The sequence below is a fragment of the Nitrospira sp. SG-bin1 genome, from assembly GCA_002083365.1.
GTDB lineage: Bacteria > Nitrospirota > Nitrospiria > Nitrospirales > Nitrospiraceae > Nitrospira_D.
The window spans coordinates 47365-67050 of sequence record LVWS01000026.1; the positions used below are offsets into that span (position 1 = coordinate 47365).

At 55.3% G+C, this 19686-nt stretch carries 22 protein-coding genes, 1 pseudogene and 1 CRISPR repeat array; of the genes and pseudogenes, 15 read left to right on the plus strand and 8 right to left on the minus strand.

Annotation, left to right across the window (positions count from 1 at the left end):
- Window positions 1–132: 132 nt before the first annotated feature.
- The 3 genes from A4E19_02125 (at window position 133) to A4E19_02135 (ending at window position 2007) form a co-directional block, all read left to right on the plus strand.
- Complete coding sequence (locus tag A4E19_02125; protein OQW34279.1) at window positions 133–786, plus strand: hypothetical protein; 654 nt, start codon at window positions 133–135, stop codon at window positions 784–786.
- Between the two features lie 845 nt (window positions 787–1631).
- Window positions 1632–1811 carry a hypothetical protein gene (locus A4E19_02130; protein OQW34280.1) on the plus strand — a complete coding sequence of 60 codons (180 nt, stop codon included), beginning with the start codon at window positions 1632–1634 and terminating at the stop codon, window positions 1809–1811.
- Window positions 1795–2007 carry a hypothetical protein gene (locus tag A4E19_02135; GenBank protein OQW34281.1) on the plus strand — a complete coding sequence of 71 codons (213 nt, stop codon included), beginning with the start codon at window positions 1795–1797 and terminating at the stop codon, window positions 2005–2007. The genes A4E19_02130 and A4E19_02135 overlap by 17 nt, the downstream gene beginning before the upstream one ends.
- Before the next feature lie 44 nt (window positions 2008–2051).
- On the opposite strand, the gene A4E19_02140 is transcribed toward A4E19_02135, so the two are convergent.
- The 3 genes from A4E19_02140 to A4E19_02150 form a co-directional block, all read right to left on the minus strand.
- The gene (locus tag A4E19_02140; GenBank protein ID OQW34282.1) at window positions 2052–3059 is read right to left on the minus strand and encodes a hypothetical protein; all 1008 of its coding nucleotides are present in this window, start codon (window positions 3057–3059) and stop codon (window positions 2052–2054) included.
- 212 nt (window positions 3060–3271) lie between these two features.
- Window positions 3272–3754 (minus strand): hypothetical protein, encoded by a 483-nt coding sequence (locus tag A4E19_02145; protein OQW34283.1) that lies wholly within the window; start codon window positions 3752–3754, stop codon window positions 3272–3274.
- A gap of 262 nt (window positions 3755–4016) precedes the next feature.
- The gene (locus A4E19_02150; protein OQW34284.1) at window positions 4017–5417 is read right to left on the minus strand and encodes an NAD(P)(+) transhydrogenase; all 1401 of its coding nucleotides are present in this window, start codon (window positions 5415–5417) and stop codon (window positions 4017–4019) included.
- A 156-nt stretch (window positions 5418–5573) separates the two neighbouring features.
- Here A4E19_02150 and A4E19_02155 point away from each other — a divergent pair, with 156 nt between their 5' ends.
- Window positions 5574–6023, plus strand: coding sequence for a hypothetical protein (locus tag A4E19_02155; GenBank protein OQW34285.1), 450 nt, complete (start codon window positions 5574–5576; stop codon window positions 6021–6023).
- A gap of 298 nt (window positions 6024–6321) precedes the next feature.
- Here the strand turns inward: A4E19_02155 and A4E19_02160 are convergent, their stop codons facing one another.
- Window positions 6322–6738: a hypothetical protein gene (locus A4E19_02160; protein OQW34286.1), complete on the minus strand. Its 417-nt coding sequence runs from the start codon at window positions 6736–6738 to the stop codon at window positions 6322–6324.
- A 299-nt stretch (window positions 6739–7037) separates the two neighbouring features.
- On the opposite strand from A4E19_02160, the gene A4E19_02165 reads away from it, so the two are divergent.
- Window positions 7038–8039, plus strand: coding sequence for a transcriptional regulator (locus tag A4E19_02165; protein OQW34287.1), 1002 nt, complete (start codon window positions 7038–7040; stop codon window positions 8037–8039).
- A 12-nt stretch (window positions 8040–8051) separates the two neighbouring features.
- Here the strand turns inward: A4E19_02165 and A4E19_02170 are convergent, their stop codons facing one another.
- Complete coding sequence (locus A4E19_02170) at window positions 8052–8435, minus strand: hypothetical protein (protein ID OQW34288.1); 384 nt, start codon at window positions 8433–8435, stop codon at window positions 8052–8054.
- A complete protein-coding gene (locus tag A4E19_02175; protein OQW34289.1) occupies window positions 8422–8661 on the minus strand; it encodes a hypothetical protein in 240 nt (79 codons plus the stop codon). Before A4E19_02175 ends, A4E19_02170 begins: the two co-directional genes overlap by 14 nt.
- 279 nt (window positions 8662–8940) lie before the next feature.
- Between A4E19_02175 and A4E19_02180 the strand changes: the two genes are divergently transcribed.
- Entirely contained in the window at window positions 8941–9315 is a 375-nt protein-coding gene (locus A4E19_02180; protein OQW34290.1) for a hypothetical protein, read from the plus strand.
- 3 nt (window positions 9316–9318) lie between these two features.
- On the opposite strand, the gene A4E19_02185 is transcribed toward A4E19_02180, so the two are convergent.
- Window positions 9319–9735 (minus strand): hypothetical protein, encoded by a 417-nt coding sequence (locus tag A4E19_02185; protein OQW34291.1) that lies wholly within the window; start codon window positions 9733–9735, stop codon window positions 9319–9321.
- The gene (locus A4E19_02190) at window positions 9735–10040 is read right to left on the minus strand and encodes a hypothetical protein (protein OQW34292.1); all 306 of its coding nucleotides are present in this window, start codon (window positions 10038–10040) and stop codon (window positions 9735–9737) included. Before A4E19_02190 ends, A4E19_02185 begins: the two co-directional genes overlap by 1 nt.
- Before the next feature lie 113 nt (window positions 10041–10153).
- Here A4E19_02190 and A4E19_02195 point away from each other — a divergent pair, with 113 nt between their 5' ends.
- The 9 genes and pseudogenes from A4E19_02195 (at window position 10154) to A4E19_02235 (ending at window position 18651) form a co-directional block, all read left to right on the plus strand.
- Window positions 10154–10396 carry a hypothetical protein gene (locus A4E19_02195; protein ID OQW34293.1) on the plus strand — a complete coding sequence of 81 codons (243 nt, stop codon included), beginning with the start codon at window positions 10154–10156 and terminating at the stop codon, window positions 10394–10396.
- Window positions 10383–10964, plus strand: a complete 582-nt coding sequence (locus tag A4E19_02200) for a hypothetical protein (GenBank protein OQW34294.1) — start codon at window positions 10383–10385, stop codon at window positions 10962–10964. Before A4E19_02195 ends, A4E19_02200 begins: the two co-directional genes overlap by 14 nt.
- 2 nt (window positions 10965–10966) lie before the next feature.
- Complete coding sequence (locus tag A4E19_02205) at window positions 10967–13324, plus strand: hypothetical protein (GenBank protein ID OQW34295.1); 2358 nt, start codon at window positions 10967–10969, stop codon at window positions 13322–13324.
- Window positions 13305–14546 (plus strand): hypothetical protein, encoded by a 1242-nt coding sequence (locus A4E19_02210; protein ID OQW34296.1) that lies wholly within the window; start codon window positions 13305–13307, stop codon window positions 14544–14546. Before A4E19_02205 ends, A4E19_02210 begins: the two co-directional genes overlap by 20 nt.
- The gene (locus A4E19_02215) at window positions 14543–14905 is read left to right on the plus strand and encodes a hypothetical protein (protein OQW34297.1); all 363 of its coding nucleotides are present in this window, start codon (window positions 14543–14545) and stop codon (window positions 14903–14905) included. Before A4E19_02210 ends, A4E19_02215 begins: the two co-directional genes overlap by 4 nt.
- Window positions 14906–14932: 27 nt before the next feature.
- A pseudogene (locus tag A4E19_02220) lies at window positions 14933–15946 on the plus strand (type I-B CRISPR-associated protein Cas7/Cst2/DevR).
- Complete coding sequence (locus A4E19_02225) at window positions 15927–16676, plus strand: hypothetical protein (GenBank protein ID OQW34298.1); 750 nt, start codon at window positions 15927–15929, stop codon at window positions 16674–16676. Before A4E19_02220 ends, A4E19_02225 begins: the two are co-directional and overlap by 20 nt.
- 30 nt (window positions 16677–16706) lie before the next feature.
- Window positions 16707–18353, plus strand: coding sequence for a type I-MYXAN CRISPR-associated endonuclease Cas4/Cas1 (locus tag A4E19_02230; protein ID OQW34299.1), 1647 nt, complete (start codon window positions 16707–16709; stop codon window positions 18351–18353).
- Window positions 18354–18357: 4 nt separating this feature from the next.
- Window positions 18358–18651, plus strand: a complete 294-nt coding sequence (locus tag A4E19_02235; GenBank protein OQW34300.1) for a CRISPR-associated endonuclease Cas2 — start codon at window positions 18358–18360, stop codon at window positions 18649–18651.
- A gap of 265 nt (window positions 18652–18916) precedes the next feature.
- Window positions 18917–19314: direct repeats of the CRISPR family, unit length 36 nt; unit sequence GTGAGTTCATCTGTGATGCCGAAAGGCGTTGAGCAC.
- Window positions 19315–19686 lie beyond the last annotated feature (372 nt).

A 19686-nucleotide genomic window follows, 5' to 3' on the forward strand; every position in this document is an offset into this window, starting at 1 on the left:
TCCACCTTCAGAGTCCTATATGCGGCGTGGGTTGACGGCAAGAGAGTCGAACCACACTACATCATTGATACAGGACGGCGATCAAGTCTCCATGAATTACGAGCGATATCAAGGATAAGAGATGCACTGAGGATGCGTAACAAGGAAGCCCATGATCGAATCGCGAACCTCCAGATAACGTCTGGAAGCGAGATTCCTCAGGATGCGGAAATAACAGACCTCTGGAAACAACTAAAACAGAAAATGGTTTTGGCGAGGCAATATGACTGGTTGGCGCGCTACGCCAAATCAAAAAACTTGACTGCCTTGGAACTCAGCATTGAGAGAGATACATTTGAAAAACAAGACGGTATCGACGTCAGTTTATTGCTGAAAGCGAATGTTGAGCAGACTCCATGCGGATCCTTTAGAGTGAAGCAAGGTGCAGCAGGTGGTGCGGAGCTATTCGCTCGATTTGAGTTCCCTATCCGTGAATATACAAAAGTGACAATGAAAGAGGCTGCGAAGCAACATGGGTTTCTTGAGATCCTGGAAATGTCCTGGTTTTGCCATGAACCGATCAACGGCAAGCCTTGCGGGATGTGCAAACCTTGTGTCAACGTCGTTGCGCAAGGCATGGGATATCGCCTGACGAAAAAAGCCTTGTTCCGCTGTTATGTGGTTCAATTTGTGCGGAAGTCGCCGCTTTCAAAACTCAAGCTTCCCCGACAGCTCTACCATTGGGTGCGCCATGGTTCTGTTGGACCTGAAGTCGCTCAAACCGGGGGCGTTTCTGGTCCCCTGTAGTTGCTACCAACAGGTCTTCGAGACCGATCTCTGGAACCATACTCGCCATTGCCTCCCGGTATGCCAAGCATGATGTTAGATTGATTCAGCAACAGGGTCAGAGCTCCAACCATCCCATCCCGCCAGAGACGCGGTATCTAAAGTGTTTCATCGGGTAGGTGTTGTGGCGGGCAGCTATCCTGTCATTCACGTCTCGATGGACCTCTAAAACAAATAGATAGTCGGTGAAGCCAGACGCTCGCTGTGCTGCTTAGGACGTGTGGGAGACAGGGTTGAGAGTCATTCTCGATCTTGCAACCAGAGCGCATGACTCTCTAGGATAAACGCATTCTCAAAATTGGATCCTTGGAGGAAGCGCAATGCGAGTGATCGTAGTCGGGGGAATGGGGACGATTGGGTCAGCCGTAGTCGCAGCTCTGTCGGTCCGGCCATGAGGTAGCGGCTGTCGGGCGGACCAGAGGTGCGCTGCAGGTTGATCTGGCGTCTGTGGCCAAGGCCTACCTCGCGAGCGTCGAAGGTCCGATGACCGGGCGGAGTCTCGACTCACGGAAGCTCGCAAGCCGATAGATCCTCTCAGTCAGCAGCGCTCAAAGCACCTGATGAACTCGATGAGAATCTCGGCGCGTTGCTGATGACGCTTCCGTTTTTTACCCGCCGACACTCGCCGAAGCCTATTACCTGGAAGGAAATAAAAAGACCACGCTCGACCAGCTTGCCAAGTCTGTGATGGAGTTCCTCCCTGAGGCCATGCGGGAATATGCATCCGGGACGGTCGATCTATCAAGCGCGGCTCGAAAAGTGCGACTTCGACGTAGACCCCTCAAGTCCCACAAGAATCGGACGGAATGACCGCTGTCCGTGCGGCAGCGGGAAAAGTTCAAGAAGTGCTGCGGCATGACGAAGGGAAAACCGGGCAGGGGTCCGTCTTTCACGGACTGGCTGCAGAAAATGTTCGTTCTCCCGAATCCCTGACAGACAAGACCGGGAAGATTCGTCTATACTCCGGGCATGTCGGATCGCCCTGACTCTTCTCGAGACGGTCTCTTTTCGGCTGAGGCGCGCCGGAAGTTCTACGAAGACCATCGGTCGCTGACTATGTTCATGATCCTATTTGTGTTTGCGGCGCCGTTCGCTGGACTCTACGTGTCCGGACTGCTCGGAGTGGTGATTGGAGTATTGCTTTCCGCCGCCGCCTATGTGCTCATCCCCTGGCTCTGGTGAAGGGTCGGCGGCTGACGTACAGAGTCAGCCGCCGTCTTGGTGAGTTATTGCTGCTGTATGGCCGACAGGAGCCACCGGCCACCCTGCACGCGCATGAACGTCCAGACCTCGTGGGATTCTGTTTCCGTTTCTTCACTGCCCTCGACCAGATAACCCGGTGCTCCGCGTGGGATTGTCGTGGAGACGGTATAGTCACGGGCGTTCCAGCGTAGGTCCACGGTCGCATAGTCCGTGCTGTCTTCGGACCAGGCTTCGCGCACATCGCCCTTGAGCAGCTCCACTCCCTCCACATGATTCTGGACTCCCCGGCTGCTGTCTTCGGCCAAGGCGGTGCTGAAATAGCTCAACAGTTCCGGCGTCAGGCAGCGTCGCAACGCCGCCACATCCTGCGCACTCCAAGCAGATTGAATGTCGATCAGCAGTTGCTGAAAGGCTGCCTTATCTTCGCTGGTCACGGTATAGACATCGGCAGTCGGCTTGGACGTGGTGCCGTTAACCGAGATATCGAGAAGGCTTCCCCTCCCGGACGTGCCGCGTGAGAGTCCGGTGAACACCGGCTCGGGTGTCGGCCTGGATCTTCTAAAATAATAGAGCGCACCGGCCCCGACCAACATGAGCAGAAGGATCAGTCCGAATGAGTTGGATGACGAAGCCGGCTCTTCGGTATCCGTCGTCTTGGCGTTGCTTTCTGTCGCGCCGAAGAGCATGTGCCCGATCCAGGTTCCGGCTAGCCCACCGGCGATCCCGGCGAGGAGGGGATTGCGCTGCAACCAGGACGGCGACGTGGCCGGCGCGGGCTGGGCCATTGGGCTGTTCGCGTGACTAGGCGGCGCGGTCGTCGCCGGCTTGGCGGTGGTGGATTGTTCAATCGGCTTCGCGCCGTTGTCCTGATAGGTCCGTGATCCACGGCTGCCGATCCCCATGGATGAGTTCCCGCCGCGAGCCCCGCTCGAAAAGCCTCCTCCCCCTCGTGCCTTTGCAAAGGAGAGCGTCGGAAGGCCGATGAGTGAAGCGATGATACAGACCACGATGAGTTTTGATCTCATGACCATTTGATTCCTTTCGCAACAGGGTGGCACTCTTTGACCGGCTCATCCTAACAGCTTTGAATCAAGAAAACCTGACATTCGTGGGCGACGGATGGGTGGACGGTCTGGTGGGAGCGGTATCGGTCGTGCCGATTTCCCGGCTTAGCGATAATAAATCGCGACGCTCATCGCCGACAAAGCCGCTGTATCCTGAACGGAATCACGAACGACCCAACTCAACAGGTCGCCACGCGGGGGCGGTGGAATTCGGCCACGACGGGAAACACCAGCGCAGCGAAATCCCAATAGCGCATGCGGATCGCCTCCGAGTGGGTGCCTCCCTCGAAGACGATCTCTTCATCACCGGTGAGTGACCGATCCACATACACGGGAAGCCCGTAGAGCGTGCCGAGGGGCGGCATGGCCCCCACCTCGCAGTCCGGGAAGAGCCCTGTCATTTCTTCCTCCGTTGCGAGCCGCACACGGTGGGTTCCGAAAAGCTTGCGCAGCCGCTGAACGTCTACTTTTGCCGTCGCCGGCAATACCATCGTGACGAATTGCTCTTTCACTTTCACGATGACGACCTTCGCCATGTCCTGCTCTGCTACGTGGAGAGTTTGTGCGACTGCTGCGGCGCGGAATGTCTCTGAGTGCGGCAAGACATCGTAATGCACGTGCTCGCGATCGAGACGGGTCTTGAGGGTCTGTGGAATGGGCATAAGCCTACCTCCTAGGGCGGACGATCTCCGGATGGAACTCGTCGCTGGGTGATACGGACCGGGGACTGAAGGGAGACGAAAGATTGCTGGCCGGGATGATACTCATGACTACGACTCCACGTCGTTCATGATGACGGCGGCATGAGTTGAGTATATTCCTTTTCACGGTCTGAGCAAATCCTATTGTGCGAACTCCGCCGAGCGTTTCTCCAGCGTCGGTTACCTGACCGTGAATGCGGTGTGTTGACGGGCCGGTGCCGGCTCAACGCGGTGGATGGAGGGGCAGTCGATTCAGTCCGTCGAGGGCGGCGGTACGATAGCACTCGGCCATGGTGGGGTAGTTGAAGACATTGTGGACGAAATACTCCACCGTTCCGCCATAGGTCAGAACGGATTGGCCGATGTGAATCAACTCGGTGGCGCCCGGTCCGATGATATGGACACCCAGCAGCGCGTGCGTCTCGCGGTGAAAGATCACCTTTAAGAGACCGTGAAGGTCGCCGCTGATGTGGCCACGCGCCATTTCCCGGAAAAAGGCCCTCCCCGTGGCGTGTGGAATGCCGGCGGCAACGAGTTCCTCTTCGGTCTTGCCCACCATCGAGACTTCGGGAATGCTGTAGATGCCGTAGGGGATCACCTTGATGTCGTGCGCATCGGAGACGTGAAAGGCATGGCAGGCGGCCAGGCGGCCTTGCTCCATCGCCGTCGCGGCGAGCGCGGGAAAGCCGATGACATCGCCCGTCGCATAGATGTGTGGAATGGTGGTTTGGTGGTGTGCGTTGACCGTGAGCTGCCCCTGTTGATCGGCGGCCAGACCAATTGCAGCGAGATTCAATGCCTCCGTATTGCCGATCCGTCCCATAGTGTAGAGGATCATGTCGGCTGTCACCGATTTCCCGTCTTGGAGTTGGACCGCCGGCCGCCCTGCGTCGTTCACGGTGATGCTCAGATGTTCCTGTCCGAGCCGCATCGTGACACCGTTGTGCTGCATCTGAGCGTCAAGGGCTTGTGCGATTTCCTGGTCCAAGAACCGCAACATCTGCGTCCGCCGATCGATGAGGATTACTCGGATCCCGAAGGCGGCCAACATCGAGGCATACTCGGTGCCGATAACGCCCCCGCCGATGACGATGATGCTGGCCGGATTCTTGGTGGTGCGGAGGAACGAGTCGGAATCACAAATGATCAGGTCGTCGAAGGGAATCTCCGCGGGACGTCGTGGCCGTGATCCGGTGGCCAAGATGATGGTCGAGGCCCGGACATGATCGATCTGCCCATCCGCCCGCGCCACACGCAAGGTATGCGGATCGATGAAGCCGGCTGTGCCGTGAAGAATTTCGATGTGGTTACGTTGCAACTGATTGGTGATTACAGCGACTTCGGTCTCGATGACCTGATCCTTGCGTGCCATCAGGTCGGGAAGCGTCAGTTGCTTGGTGAGTTCGGCGCCCAACTGGCGCAATCCTCGCCGTCCCAATCCATGAATGTACTCGATCGTGTCCTTGAGTGTTTTGCTGGGGAGGGTTCCGGTATTAAGGGAGGTTCCTCCAAGTTGAGGGGCTTTCTCGACGAGGGCCACCCGCTTGGACAGCTTTGCCGCTTGGACTGCCGCTTTCTGGCCGGCTGGTCCGCTGCCGACCACTACTAGGTCATAGGATCGCATGGAGCTTTTCGCGTAACAATCTCATCGGTGCGTCGTGTCTACGATATCGCGGTGTGTTCCACTCACCAAGAAAATAGAGGAAGTCTGGAGCCGGGTCCGTGAAGGCGGACTTCGTGATGCGGCCGGGAGTACTTGAATAGGAAACGGATGAGTTGTATGGTAAAGATCATGCTTCAGGGTTGTCCTGCCAGATGGTCGATAGGACTGAGTCTCGCGATTGCCTTGAGTGTGGGCTGGTCGCTCTCCCATGCCGGCACGACCAAAGAGCAACCTGCCGCCCTTGGTCCCGCCACGTCCGACACAATGTCGATTCCCCACGCAACGGAAGCGATTGCGGGGCCGATGCTCCCCGCGGCTGTGCCGGTGGAGCAGGGATTGGTGTTGCGGACCATGCCGACCGTGTCGAAGCCGATTTCAGTGGGAGGGACGACGCTCGTTCCCTATATCGGAGCAGGGTTCGGCGGCGGCTATGCGACGGACCTTGATCGTTCGCTCAATGCAGGGCAATCCGTAGTTTCCGGCTCCTTCAATGGTGGGCTGAAGAATTTGTTCGGGCCACAGCTGATTCCGAACGAAGTCCAGCTGGGCGTCCGTTTCCCCTTTTGATCTCGTCTCATACCGACCATTCCGCCCGACGTGTCTACGCCAATTTCTTTGCAAGGCTATGAAGATTGGAGAGTGCAGTGAACCAAGGCTATCGTTTGTTGCTGGTCGATAAAGACGGTGTGCTCGTCAGTGAATTCCAATTGACGGAGAGTGCCCTGGCTCAGCCGGAAGCCTTTGTCGCAGGTCTGCAAGATGCGATCGAGTCTGTCGAAGAAGAAGAGCCTTGAGGGGAGCGAGCAAAGTATTGGGGATCGCGACATGGGTAGGAGACTTCCTACCCATGTCGACTCATGCACGGTTATTTGCCGACCTTGAGCAGCCACCCATCAGCCTTATCGCAGTCGTTCGGCCCTTTGGCGTAAATGTCGACGCGGATGAAGCTGCCGCTTATGCCGACGGGTAGTTTGCCCTTCACCAGAAACCCGTTATTGATGGTGGTGACGGTAACCGGCACCTTTTCTTCCTTGATCTTCACGGTAATACGCTGGGGATTAGCGGTTTTTGATGCAAGAAACGAAAATTCCGATTTCGGCGCCACTTCCACATTATTCTTATCCTGTGAGAAGGGGGCCGGTGTAAAGGCCGAAAAAATCACGTCGGTACAGGCGTCATAGCCGCTACTGATATTGGGACTTGCGTCATAGGCCCAAGCTTGGCCTCCGATACCCCAGAGACCTACTGCAAGAACAAGCCGTAGAAGATTTCGCAGACTCACGGTTATGCCTCTCTATAATGGTGGTTGACGGTTAGGCCAGCAGGGACAACGCGGCGATATTTTGTACGCCTGAACAAGAAAAAACAACCCCCCTACCGACCAGTTTTGGTAAACCGATGCACTCGGTCTGTTGTTCTTTGAAGACCGAGGCTACGTCGTGACCAACAGTCTCTCAGGCCTCACCTTAAAATAGGCGCAATTGTAGCTGTACGAACGAGGGGGTTGCTTAGATCCACGCAGCAGCGTACAAGCTGCCCGCCAGACAGGTGCCGGCGCAGTGAATCCGCAGAGTCCGTTCAATGCCGCGCAACGACCAGGCTATTCGACAGCTCATTGTCCTCAAAAAGCTCGAATCGTCACGGCATGGTCTCACCCTGGAACAACTCGCTGAAGGCCTTGATCCCTCGTCCATCCGCCATCCACGGACTCTCCGTCGGGATCTGGACGCTATCGAATCGGCTGGTTATCCGCTGTTGACTGAACGGGTCGATGGGCGGACACGGTGGAAACTGCTCGACGGAGTGCGGCAAGCGCCCGCGTTACGCCTGTCGCCCACCGAGCTGATGGCCCTCACCCTGAGTCGCCGACTCATTGCTCCGCTCGAAGGCACTGTGGTCCATACCTCTCTCCAGTCGGCTTTGGGCAAGGCGTCCGCGGCGTTGCCGCCGGAGGGGTTGGCGCTGGTCCAGCAACTTGAAGACACGTTTTCCGTCGGACTCGGCCCGCACAAACGCTACAAACATCACCGTGACATCGTCGAGCGCGTCACCCGTGCCATTGCCGACAAGAAGCGTATCCAGATGCGTTACGATTCCGCCTCGCGAGGACGCGTGACTAGACGGGAAGTCGATCCCTACCGCCTCTGGTATGCCTCCGGCGGACTGTATCTCATCGGCTATTGTCATTTGCGAAAAGAGCCGTGCATGTTCGCTGTCGAGCGCATCAAATCCGTCACACCCACCGACTCGCCGTATCAGATTCCGCTGCACTTCGACTTCGATGCCTTTGTCGAGGACTCGCTCACCGTCATGCGCGGGCCCCGTGTCGAAGTTGAGTTGGAACTCGATAAACCGACGGCGGCCTGGGCGAAAGATCGTGTCTGGCACCCGAGTCAACAGCTCGCACGGCTGCCGGGCGGCAGATTGCGCATGGCCGTGACCGTCGCCGACAGCCGCGAGCTCGTCGGCTGGATCCTTAGTTTTGGGAGCGGCATACGGGTCATTCGCCCCAACACTCTGCGAGCGGCTGTTGTGGAAGAGGCCGGCTCCATCCTCCGAAGGAACTCCGGCTCAACGCTATGAGAACGATGAGCGTCATGCGGGCGGATGAAGACGCACACCCGGAATCTTTCTGAAGTGGGTGTCCAAACTGTACACATGGCAGTTATGCTCGATTGCCAAGGCCGCGATGATCAGATCCGACAGCGGCAAGGTCACGCCTCTGCGAAGCAGCTGTGCCGAAACGTCACCAGCCCGTGACCAAGTGGACTGAGTCACTTCACGGTATGGCAAGGCCAGCAAGGCATCAGAAAGGGTATCCCGTTCGGATGATGTGCGGCAACCCTGGAGTAATTCAGCCAGTACCACTCCGACAAGGACGACCTCGTCGGCGTCAATGAGTAGGTCGAGCGCGGCTTTTTCAGGCGAATCAGGCCGGTTAAAGAATGGAATCCAGACGGACGTATCAGCGATGACCATGTCGGCGGCGTTTCAGGGAGACTTGACGGCGGATCTCGTTCTGTTCCAGTTTTTTCCAATCCAGGTCGAGATGGATCTTGCCGCTCAAGGACTTGAGCCTATCCAGTTTTTTTCGCCGAATCAATTCCGAGGCCGCCTGATGGATCGCATCCGTCTTGGTTTTGGCTGAGGTCACGTCCATGAGTTCCCGAATGAGTTTCTCATTGAGATCCAAAGTCGTACGCATGCATCACCACTCCCTGATATGCCGGTATCGTATGCATCGAGTAGGCAGATGTCAATCGTTCCGTCTGGAAATTTCGGCCTTGGTCGGACCCGATGGGGCGGCACAGAGGCATTAGCAGAGACCTTGGATGTCACGACCGGCTCGGAACAGGAACCGCTACGACGGTCGAAACCCTCTATCCGAGCCGAGGAACACGCGCGACAAGGAAATGTTCCAGGACGGGACCTCCGATGTCACAGTCGTTGCGTATCATGGCCGCAGCCGATGAATGTACCTCATATGGAGGTGTCCATGAGATACAGTCTGCCGATTGGGACGATGCTGTGCATGCGGGTCGCGGTGAGTGATGCCGATCCGGGCTTCGACCCGCGCTACGAGCGGGACTACAACATCTTCCATCCTATGAACAAGTATGCGTCGGACAATCCGCTCAATCCGGCGAACAAGTACGACCTGAACAGCCCCTTCAATCCGGTGAATAAGTATGATCCCGGCAATCCGGCGAACCCGATCAATCATAACAACTCGAACAATCCCTTCAATCCGGTGAATCGCTATCATCCGGACAATCCATTGAATCCGGCGAACGAATACAAATCCGGTGTGCCGTTCGCGCCGTTGGAGGGTCCGTCACGAAGCCACAAACGTCGATGATTGTCAGGGCAACACAATCAACCCGAGTCTACGGAAGTCGTCATCAAAGGTGAGGCAGGGGGCATGATCGAGCAGAGTCGTCACGACGACGAAGGAAATGGCGTCGCAGAACGACAAACGATGATCGCGAGCGTACGTGCGAAACATCTGTTCGGCCTCCTCCCTCACGCGGTCGCCGTAGGCGACGAGATGAAGCCCGGGCTTCACATCCGTGAGAAAGGCGAGGGTCGCCCGATAGCTGCGCCGGTACCGCAGCAAGGTCACCGTTTCGCTGATGATATCCCAGGTGGTGCACCACGTCGCGCCGATGGAGGCCGAGTCCGTAACCAGCGCGCGGGCACGTGCATGGTTGGTGTCGTTCGGATCAAGGCAGGCATAGAAGAATGACGTGTCGCAAAACACCAAATTGGGGAAGGCCATCAGCGGATTGCGCCACGCTTTCCATAGAGATGGGTTTTCACGTGGGAGGAGATCGGACGCTTTCGACCGCGCGGCTTCGGCAGCCCTGTCATCAGGCGAAGCAGCGCCTGAGCGGCGGCTCCCCGCTCCGGTTCAGGTTGCACAGCGCGAAGCTCCGCGACGACCTCGTCGTGAACCGTAATCTCCACACGGGCGCCCGCATCTCGCCGAACCTTGCGGACCAACGCCGGCAACTGCTTGCGCGCTTCACTGATCGAGAGTTTCATGAGGGCCTCCGACTGAACATGCTTGAAATGTACAGCCATGTACAATTCATGTCAATGCGAGAGTAGGCCCGACGTGCCGTGTGGGCCTTTGAATGGGAGGAGCAGGAGAATAGGCGAGTGAGTGATAGCTATGACCGGGAGCAAAACGGCAAATGACGAATGCGAAGCGATACTTCGCCCATGTGCGCCGGAACGAGGACGGGTCGTGTGCGATTCACCGTCTTGAAGACCATGTGCGCGTGGTGGGTGGAATGACGCAATGTGCGATTGCAAGACGCGACCCCGTGCAGGAGAAGTATAGGGAAGAGAAGGTGATGAGTGTTTACGGATGGACGGTTATCAAAGAAGTAAGTTTTTTAGTTTACGCGCGAGAGGGTTCTTATGCCGACGATTGATTTGTCTTTTAGAGTGATGGGGACCCGAATCGCTGTGGATCATGGGTATGCACTGTACGCGGCGATCAGTCGGGTCGTCCCGCAGATTCATGACGCGAAGGAGATTGGCGTGCATCCTGTGCGCGGGCGGTTCGATGGCAATGGGCACTTGTTATTGAGCGCATCATCCCGACTCGTCCTTCGCTTGCCCGATACGCAGATCGGTCCATATCTAAAACTCTCCGGAAAGGGGTTGGAGATCGATGGGCAGCGGGTGCGCGTCGGGGTGCCCCAAACCAGAAGGCTACGACCCGCTGCAGCGTTATATGCGCGGCTCGCGACCATCAAGGGATTCATGGAGCCGGGAGAGTTTCTGGATGCGGCAAAACGGCAGATCGAAACAATGGGCGCGACGGCCACGCTCGAACTTGGAGAACGGCGGACATTTCGGGTGAAAGACAAGCAGGTGGTGGGGTTTGAAATGGTGGCGACCGGACTCGATGCTGAATCGTCGATCAAACTTCAGGAGATCGGCATCGGCGGCAGGCGGCGGATGGGCTGCGGGGTGTTTGTGCCATTTTGGAGGTAGTCGTGCTCGAAAAGATTCTGGCAAAGAGCCCCGTGGGTAGCCGAGAGATCACGCTCTCTGAGCATGTAGCTACGGTCCGAGATGCTGTTGTGTATCTGTTTGGTTCTACAGAGCAACCGACGAGGCTCGGACGAGAATGGGTCCGCTTCTTCAGACTTCAGCCATCACAATTTCAAGAATTTCTTCTTAACTTGAAGCTTGCGGCAATCTTCCATGATCTAGGTAAAGCGAACGATGGATTTCAGAAAGCAATTCGAAGGGTGGGAACGCAGGCGATACGTCACGAGCATCTGTCGGCGTTGTTGCTTTACTCAGATCCAATGAGAACGTGGCTGTCAGATCGCAGAAGCTTAGGAGTGGATGTTGAGATTGTCATTGCTGCAGTCCTTTCGCACCACTTGAAAGCGAACGATGCTGATTTTGGAAAGCGTCTTGAACCTGGTCTTGAGTCGTTTCATGTGTCCACGTTGGCTCCTGAGTTTGGGGATTGCCTGCGGATGGCATCGGAGATGCTTGGCGCGGAAATTCCAGACCTATCAGGCTTGGATAAGAATTGGTCATTTGAGGCGGATATTGACCCGCATAAAGGAAGGCAAGGAAACTTTAGCCGAGCGATGCATAGCTTCAAGAAGGTCTTAGTGCAGAACGAGAATCGGCGGCGGCTTCTTGTTTCGGTGAAGGCGGGGTTGCTCGCTGCGGACTCCGCAGGCTCAGCACTAGTGCGGGAGGACAAATCCCTGAGAGATTGGATTTCTTCCTGCTTCGCGAGTGCCCCGCTGACATCGGACTGGATTGATGAAAATGTCATTGCGCCGAGAATAAGCGAGATCGAGAGAAAAACGGGGCATGCATTCAAGTGGCATGATTTCCAAAGTGCTGCTGACGACTTAAGGGAACGTGCGCTGCTGCTATCGGGTTGCGGTACAGGGAAAACGTTAGCTGCTTGGCGATGGATAAGAAGCCAGCTCGATCAGCGACCAGCTTCACGTGTTCTTTTTCTTTACCCGACTCGGGGAACGGCCACGGAAGGATTTCGAGACTATGTGTCCTGGGCTGGTGGCCAAGATGCGGCGTTGCTGCATGGAACAGCCGCATATGACCTCTCGGGGATCTTTGAGAATCCAAGCGATCCGCGACATGGTGGGGACTACCATGTGGCAGAGCGATTATTCGCTCTGGGGTATTGGCCGAAACGCGTCTTCAGCGCCACTGTGGATAGCTTCTTGGCTTTCATGCGGAATCAATATACGTCGCTGTGTCTCTTGCCTGTGCTGGCTGACAGCGTAGTGGTCATAGACGAAGTTCACAGTTTTGACAAAAGCATGTTCGGTGCCCTCGAAGGATTTCTGAAGTTTTTCGATATTCCGGTGCTCTGTATGACGGCCAGCTTGCCTGCAGACCGCCTTGAAATACTGCGGGGCAGTTGTGGGCTGGAAGTGTTTCCGCGAACAAGGGAAGCATTTGAGGATTTGAGAAAGCAGGCGGAGGCGCCCCGTTATCGCCTGGAGACTGTTACCCAAGAAAAAGCGGGCCAATTAGCACTTGGGGCCTACCGAGACAGCAAGAAGGTGCTCTGGGTCACGAATTCAGTTAAACGGTGCCAACAGAGAGCTTTAGATCTGAGGTCTGTCTTAGGTCAAGGTGTCAACCTGTTCTGCTATCACAGTCGCTTTCGTCTTTGTGACAGGAGGAACCAACATGAAGAGGTTGTCCAAGGGTTTAGACGAGAGATCGCGAAACCAATCATTGCCGTGACCACCCAAGTCTGTGAAATGAGTCTGGACCTCGATGCCGATGTGCTGATCACGGAAGTCGCGCCGGTGCCGTCGCTGATTCAGCGCATGGGTCGCTGTTGCCGAGAACCTATTCCAAGCTCAGATCGGGTGGGAAAGGTTTTCGTCTACGCGCCAGTCGATCACAAGCCCTACGAAAAGCACGAAATGACTGAAGGAACTGCCTTTGTCGAAGCATTGGTCAGGCAACAGCGCCTAATCGCGCACGGTGACCTCGGTGACTACCTGAGCAATATGGATGTGTGCGATCCCTTTATCGAAGGAGGATACAACGGATTTCTACAAGGTGGCCCATATGCAATGAGTTCAGAAGAAGCGTTTCGAGAGGGTGAGGATTTCGCTGCCGATTGTGTGCTTGATATTGATATCGATATCGACAAGTTTCTTCTGGCGAGACGAACCAATGATTCTAAGACCGAAGGCTTGGTCGTACCTGTGCCGAAACGCTTCACGAAAGAAAATGTGAGGCTGGGACGGTATTTGAGGGAGGCCTCGGCTGCACAGTACGACCCGCGGTTCGGTTTCCTGGAGCTGGAGGAGGTGGCAAGTGTCAGAGCGGACGATTGAACTGATCTATGATCCCTTTGCCCTCACAACTGCACAGCACAGAGCAGGACTCGCTGGTTTACTTGTCCTTGTTGAGTCGTTGCGCAAGCGAAAGATGAAACCGGTTCCTGAAATACACACCAACGAAAATCAGACGATCTCGGTGCGAATCACCGAGGATTCTCTAACTGTGCTGTTTAACGAACTCTACGATGCCATATGGGACGAGCGTAAGAGTGATAGTAAGCCGCAAGCAAAGACGGTTCGCAATGTAAAGATTGTTGAGGAGGACGCTGCCGCTGATAACACAAACGGACGCAAGAGAAGGAAAAAGCAGTTCGTGTATGAAACGATTGCTCCCAAAGCGAAGTTTTTGGAGGTTCTTGGGCTGACCGCGCCTTGGATCAAGCTGTGGCGGGAAGCAATCTTTGGAAGCATACGGAGCAGAGATAAACAGCGACAAGATTACAAGGACCGAGCTCAAGGGAAACCTGCATCAAGTGTTGCTCAAATTTGGGCTGAGATCGAACGATTGGCAAAGGCGAAGGGGAATAACAAGTCGCTTTCTGTGGAGCTGTCAAGTTCGCTTTTTATAGGCGGCCAGGACACAAATGCCGAAAAGGTCTCATTTCTTGGTGGCCCCGACCATAACCTCCTGCTCCATTTCTGGCCCGTTGTGATGGGCGTGTATGTCCCCGAGATTATCGATCGAGATGGGACCTCTAAACTCTCGTCGAGCTATGTCTTAGTGATCCCTGATGTCACAGATCCAATCGGGTTCGTTCAAGACTTTCTGGAAACGCTCGCCCGATTAGGAACTGAGATGACTGGGTACCGACCTAAACAGGCAGTCATCACGCTTCCCCAAGAGGGAGGCTTGGAATATCTACATCATTTGCTGGGCTTGGTGAAAGCAAAGACAGATGTCGCAAACGCAGCAGGCGTAGAAGTCTACCACCTTGAAAAAAGAGGAAATAACGTTCACATGCTGAGCACTGACCGGGTGCCTGTGTCTCGCCGTGTTCTCGAGCAGTACGAAGCCATTCGTGACAAGTATTACTCTGTCCTGTTCAGAAGGAAGCTTATCCTAAACTTGATTCGAGGAGAGCCATGGTACCGGGAGTTTGACCGTGTCTTTGCCAAGGGTTCCAAGGAATGGTTCATCGGCATAAAGGCTCATAGGTTTTCGTCGGATGTTCAGCGACGATTTGAGGTTGAATCGCAGGCAAGGAGGTCCGCATGACAAGCGCTTCGTCGGTCGATCAGGCTCTGTCCCAATGCATTCATGGCTTAGTGAAGGCCTATGTGTACCGAAAATCAAAGGCCAAATCGGGTATCGAGTGGGACGGAGATCGAAACAACGTTCCTGCCAAATATCGAGATGCCCGAGAGAAAGTCTGTCGCGATGCTTTTCTGAGGCTCCGTGCATGCAAGGCTAAAGAGGACTTCGTTTCATACTTCACCGGTACGATCTGCTCGGTCCCGCAGTACTTGCCTGAGGCGGAGTACCAAACAGTAGCAGACGCTATGTTGACTGATGAGCGATGGGAAGAAGTGAAAGCGCTAGCCATGCTCGCATTGTCAGGCTTCTCAAATGTGTGATTGCTGGATTGAAACAAGGAGGATCGCATGAACATCTTTGCAACCGTGCTGACGTACCCGGCTCCTTCGGCGAACTATCGTGGTGAATCAGAAGAGAGTCGAAGCGTGATCCAGAAGGTGACCTATGGACGACACGAATATCCAGTAGTCTCACCCGAAGCCATGCGTAACGCGCTGCGCGAAATTTTAGCCTCATATGGTCTGCCGTGTAATCGGGCACGTCTTAACAACTAAGAACAACTTGCCGTCCGCTTTTTGGACTACCCCTACCCCGAAAAATTTGTAGACGATTTCTTCTTCGGCTACTTGGTGGCGGATCGTGCACAGATCCCTGAAAAGATAGTGAAGGATCGGGAGTTTCAATTTAAGCGAGATTCAATACTTCGAATGAATCTTGCGAAGGCGCTGGAGCCGTACCGTCATGATGCTGTTTTTACACAGTCGCCATTGACAGTGAAGAACGATAAGAGTCCTTGGCAAAATGCTTCAAAGTCGGCTCTCCTTCACCGTGAAACCTCGGTGACAGCCTTTCAATTCCCCTTTGCCATCAACCTGCACGATTGCAATCTGGATGACAATGGGAAACTCGTGGATGGTGTTAAATCACCTGATGGGAAACCCTACAAAACCAAGGGCGAGCAGTACAAAGACTGGCTTCGCTACCTACTCAAGGCCGTTTCAGAACTAAACGGCGTTTCCGGAAATCATGCCCGAAGCTACTTCGAAATGGCACCGGCGAGCATTGTGATTCGTGTGACGGACTCGCTTGTAGCTGGGTATGAGACCTATGGATTCAAACAAGATGGGTCGTTTCCGGAAGTTGTGGATGGGATTCTCCATAACGACTATCCCGGCAACGAGTTTTATGTCGGTGGCCGAATAGTGAAATCGTCGCTAGATAGTTCTGCCCAAGAGCAACTGAAGGCCAAAGGTGTCAACTTATTCCGAATGGCTAACCACGCTCTCAATGCAGTTGCAAGCCGGATTTGTAGCAGAGGATTTCTCCAACTGGAGGCCAATCATGCTGTGCCTGCACGTTAAGGCGCCTTTTGCAGCGTTCCGCACTTTTACAGCGGGGTCGTACCGTCCTACTGCGCCCTTCATCACTCCGAGCGCGGCCTATGGTCTGGTGCTGAACATTGCGGGCATTGAATCACGGCTGGATGATGGACGAGCGCCAATGACCCTGACCAAGCGCGGGCTGCCCAAAGTACAGATTGCACTAGGAGCTATTGCCTTTCCTGAAGTTCAGAGTATCTACCAGCAACTGCACAACTATCCTGTTGGAGCAACAGGGGAAGAACATGCCGAGTCCTGTAAGGGATCAAAGTACAACATTCAGCCTGTCAGAAGAGAATTCTTGTCCGGATTGGACGCTTATATTTGTCTGCGTGGGAATGCCGAGCTTGAAGAACAAGTGAGAGTTGGTTTGAGGGAAGGTGGGCAATGGGCTTCAAATGGCCTCTTCAGATATGGCATCCCATTTCTTGGTGACAACAACTTCATGATCGATGTTCTTAAAGAAGAGAACTCGCTGGGACTAGCTTGCTGGTACAGACGCGTGACGAGAGAGGATGATGATCTGAGCGATCGCCGATGCCGGTTGACTGTCTGGATTGATCGCGCAGATATGGCTCAGACTCAATCGCTTCTCTATGCTCCCCTGAACACCCCCGCATCAGAAATTCCAGAATCGGCTTGGACTGCTCTCGATCCACCCGCACAAGTCGTAGTGTCCAAGAAGGAGAACAAGAGGGGGAATAAGAGATAAATAAAGGCAGTACGTACTTGGTGGCGAAAAATGAGTCACGAATGCGCCTCTGAACCCCTCCTTCGCGTCATGGCGTTGCACGCGCTGACTTACTGCGAACGGCTCTTCTATTTGGAAGAGGTGGAGGAGATCCGCCTGGCTGATGAGGCTGTCTATGCAGGGCGGCGGCTGCATGAGGAACTGGCGGTCGACGAAGGCGAGATTGTGAGCTTGGTGCTTGAAAGTGAGACGCATGGGCTCAAGGGCAAGGTCGATTGTCTGCGACGGCGGGATGGGCGGCTGATTCCCTACGAGCACAAGAGAGGTCATGCGGCGAAAGGCGAGCAAGGCCCAGAGCCGTGGCCCAGTGACAAGATTCAGGTCTCCGCTTATGTATTGCTCGTTGAGGAATATGCGGGTTGTGTGATCGAAGAGGCGCGGATTCGTTACCATGCCGACAATGTGACCGTGCGAGTGGCGGTTGATGACGTGGCGAGAGACCAGGTTCGCAAGGCGGTGGCTCGGGCGAGAGAGTTGAGCAAGTCCGTTGAGCGTCCGCCCGTGACGGATAATGAGCGGTTGTGTGTGCGGTGCTCGCTGGCCCCGGTGTGTTTGCCGGAAGAAGAGCGCCTCGCCGGTAATCCGGAATGGAAACCGATACGGTTGTTCCCGCGTGATTATGAGCGCCAGGCCCTACATGTGACCGAACCTGGTGCGCGGGTGTCGCGGTCGGGCAATACGTTGGTCGTCCAAGCCCCAGAAAGAGAGCGACGGGTGTTCCCAGTTCACGATGTGGGTGAGATCGTGCTTCACGGACATGCGCAAGTGACGACGCAGGTCATCCACCTCTGTGCCCAGCAAGATATCGGGCTCCACTGGATCACCGGCGGGGGGCGCTACATTGCCGGATTGGTGGCAGGCACAAGCCCTGTTCAACGGCGGATTCGCCAGTACGAAGCGTTGCGTGATCCTGGCGTGGCGTTTCGCTTGGCCAAGCGGTTGGCCTTGACCAGAGGGGCGAGCCAGCTGAGGTTCTTGCTTCGGGCCTCGCAAGGAATGGATCGAGCAGCGAAAGGCGTTCAACCTGCGATCAACGGGATTCGTGCCGCCTTGGCGGCGATGAGTCACGCGGAAGGCCTTGATACGCTGCGCGGTCATGAGGGAGAGGCAGGGCGCGCGTACTTTTCTGGCCTGCCGGGGATTCTCCGCACTGACCTCGACTCACGTTTAATGTTTACGGGGAGAACGCGACGTCCGCCCCAAGATTGCTTCAACGCGCTGTTAAGCTTTGGCTATTCGCTGCTGCATCGCGATGTGCTGCAAGCCATCCTTGCAGTGGGACTAGAGCCGGCCTTCGGGTTTTATCATCAGCCCAGGTCCGCCGCGCATCCGCTGGCATTGGATCTTATGGAAGAGTTCCGCGTACCCATGTGGGATATGCCGGTGGTAGCTTCCCTCAATCGGTTGCAATGGGACCCTGATCAAGACTTCACGCGGGCGGGACCGCAGGTGTGGTTGAGCGATGCAGGTCGGAAGAAAGCCATCGAAATCTATGAGCGGCGTAAGGAGGATGAGTGGAAACATCCCGTCACGGGCTATGCCCTGTCGTATGCCCGGCTGATCGAACTGGAAGTCCGGCTTCTGGAGAAAGAGTGGACAGGTCAGCCGGGCCTGTTCGCTCGCTTGCGGTTGAGGTAACGACATGGCTGAGGATCGGAACTGGTATCTCATCTCATACGATATCCGAGAGCCTCGTCGCTGGCGGGGAGTGTTCAAGCTGCTGAAGGGGTACGGCCAACATTTGCAATACTCGATTTTTCGATGCCGGCTGACGAAGCGGCAGATGGAGCGACTTCGTTGGGAACTCGCCTGTTTGCTCGATCCAGTGGACAGCTTAATGGTGGCCTGTCTCTGCCCCGGGTGCTCAGCACGGTTGACGATTCAGGGCGGTATTGAGGACTGGAGTACTGAGGAGCCCACGTTTCAGATCATTTAACGGGCATTCATCCGCAATTCATGCATGTGCGAGTGTGCGCAATTTTAGGGGAGAGAGTTGGCAAAAGATGTGATCGATTCAAGCCTTTTGAGACCATTCGACGTTGGAATGTACATGAAATGTGTGGAGAAGAGATAAATCCGTTAGTTGGAATAAGTGCAGGAGGACAAACTATGCATAGGAATGCCTACAGCGTACTACGTTGTGCAGATGCTCGAAGACATACTTTGCGGCGCCTGGTGCCATGCGGGTTTACATGAATGCGGTGAGTTCATCTGTGATGCCGAAAGGCGTTGAGCACATTGTGTAGGAGGACGAACCGATGCCGACACCGACTGTGAGTTCATCTGTGATGCCGAAAGGCGTTGAGCACCAGGCGAAGGAAGTCGATTCGCTCGGCTATCCCCTGGTGAGTTCATCTGTGATGCCGAAAGGCGTTGAGCACATAAACATACCCTTAGTAATACCCCATGGTTCCTATGTGAGTTCATCTGTGATGCCGAAAGGCGTTGAGCACTGTCCCGCGCGCGCATTTATCAACTGATCGAAGAAGGGTGAGTTCATCTGTGATGCCGAAAGGCGTTGAGCACATGTCTCTCGGAGATCCAACAGATATGCTCATGCGGCGTGAGTTCATCTGTGATGCCGAAAGGCGTTGAGCACTTTACGGCCTTGTGTCTATCGAAATAAAGGGGGTCTGGAAGTCTTTTATGGGCAAGCCCGCGTTTGTTGGTACCGGTGTGTTTCCTTCCGGTGGGGCATTCATGAGGACATCGACCTGTGAGGGCGACCGACGTCGGTGTTTCGGATGTAGACTGCGACCCTTCACTTGTCAGGCGGGGGATGGCCGAGATTGTCCGCAGGATCCCTTTTCGTCGTGGCAGCATCGGGGCGGTGAATTTCTGTCCCTCCCCCTCTTTCGGCTAATTACATCTCTTAAGCACTTTCGTGCACATTCCATCCGGCCGGATTGGGATGATGCAAGGGGTTCTTGACAGCCACCCGATGGCTTCTTACACTCACGCACCTTCTCAT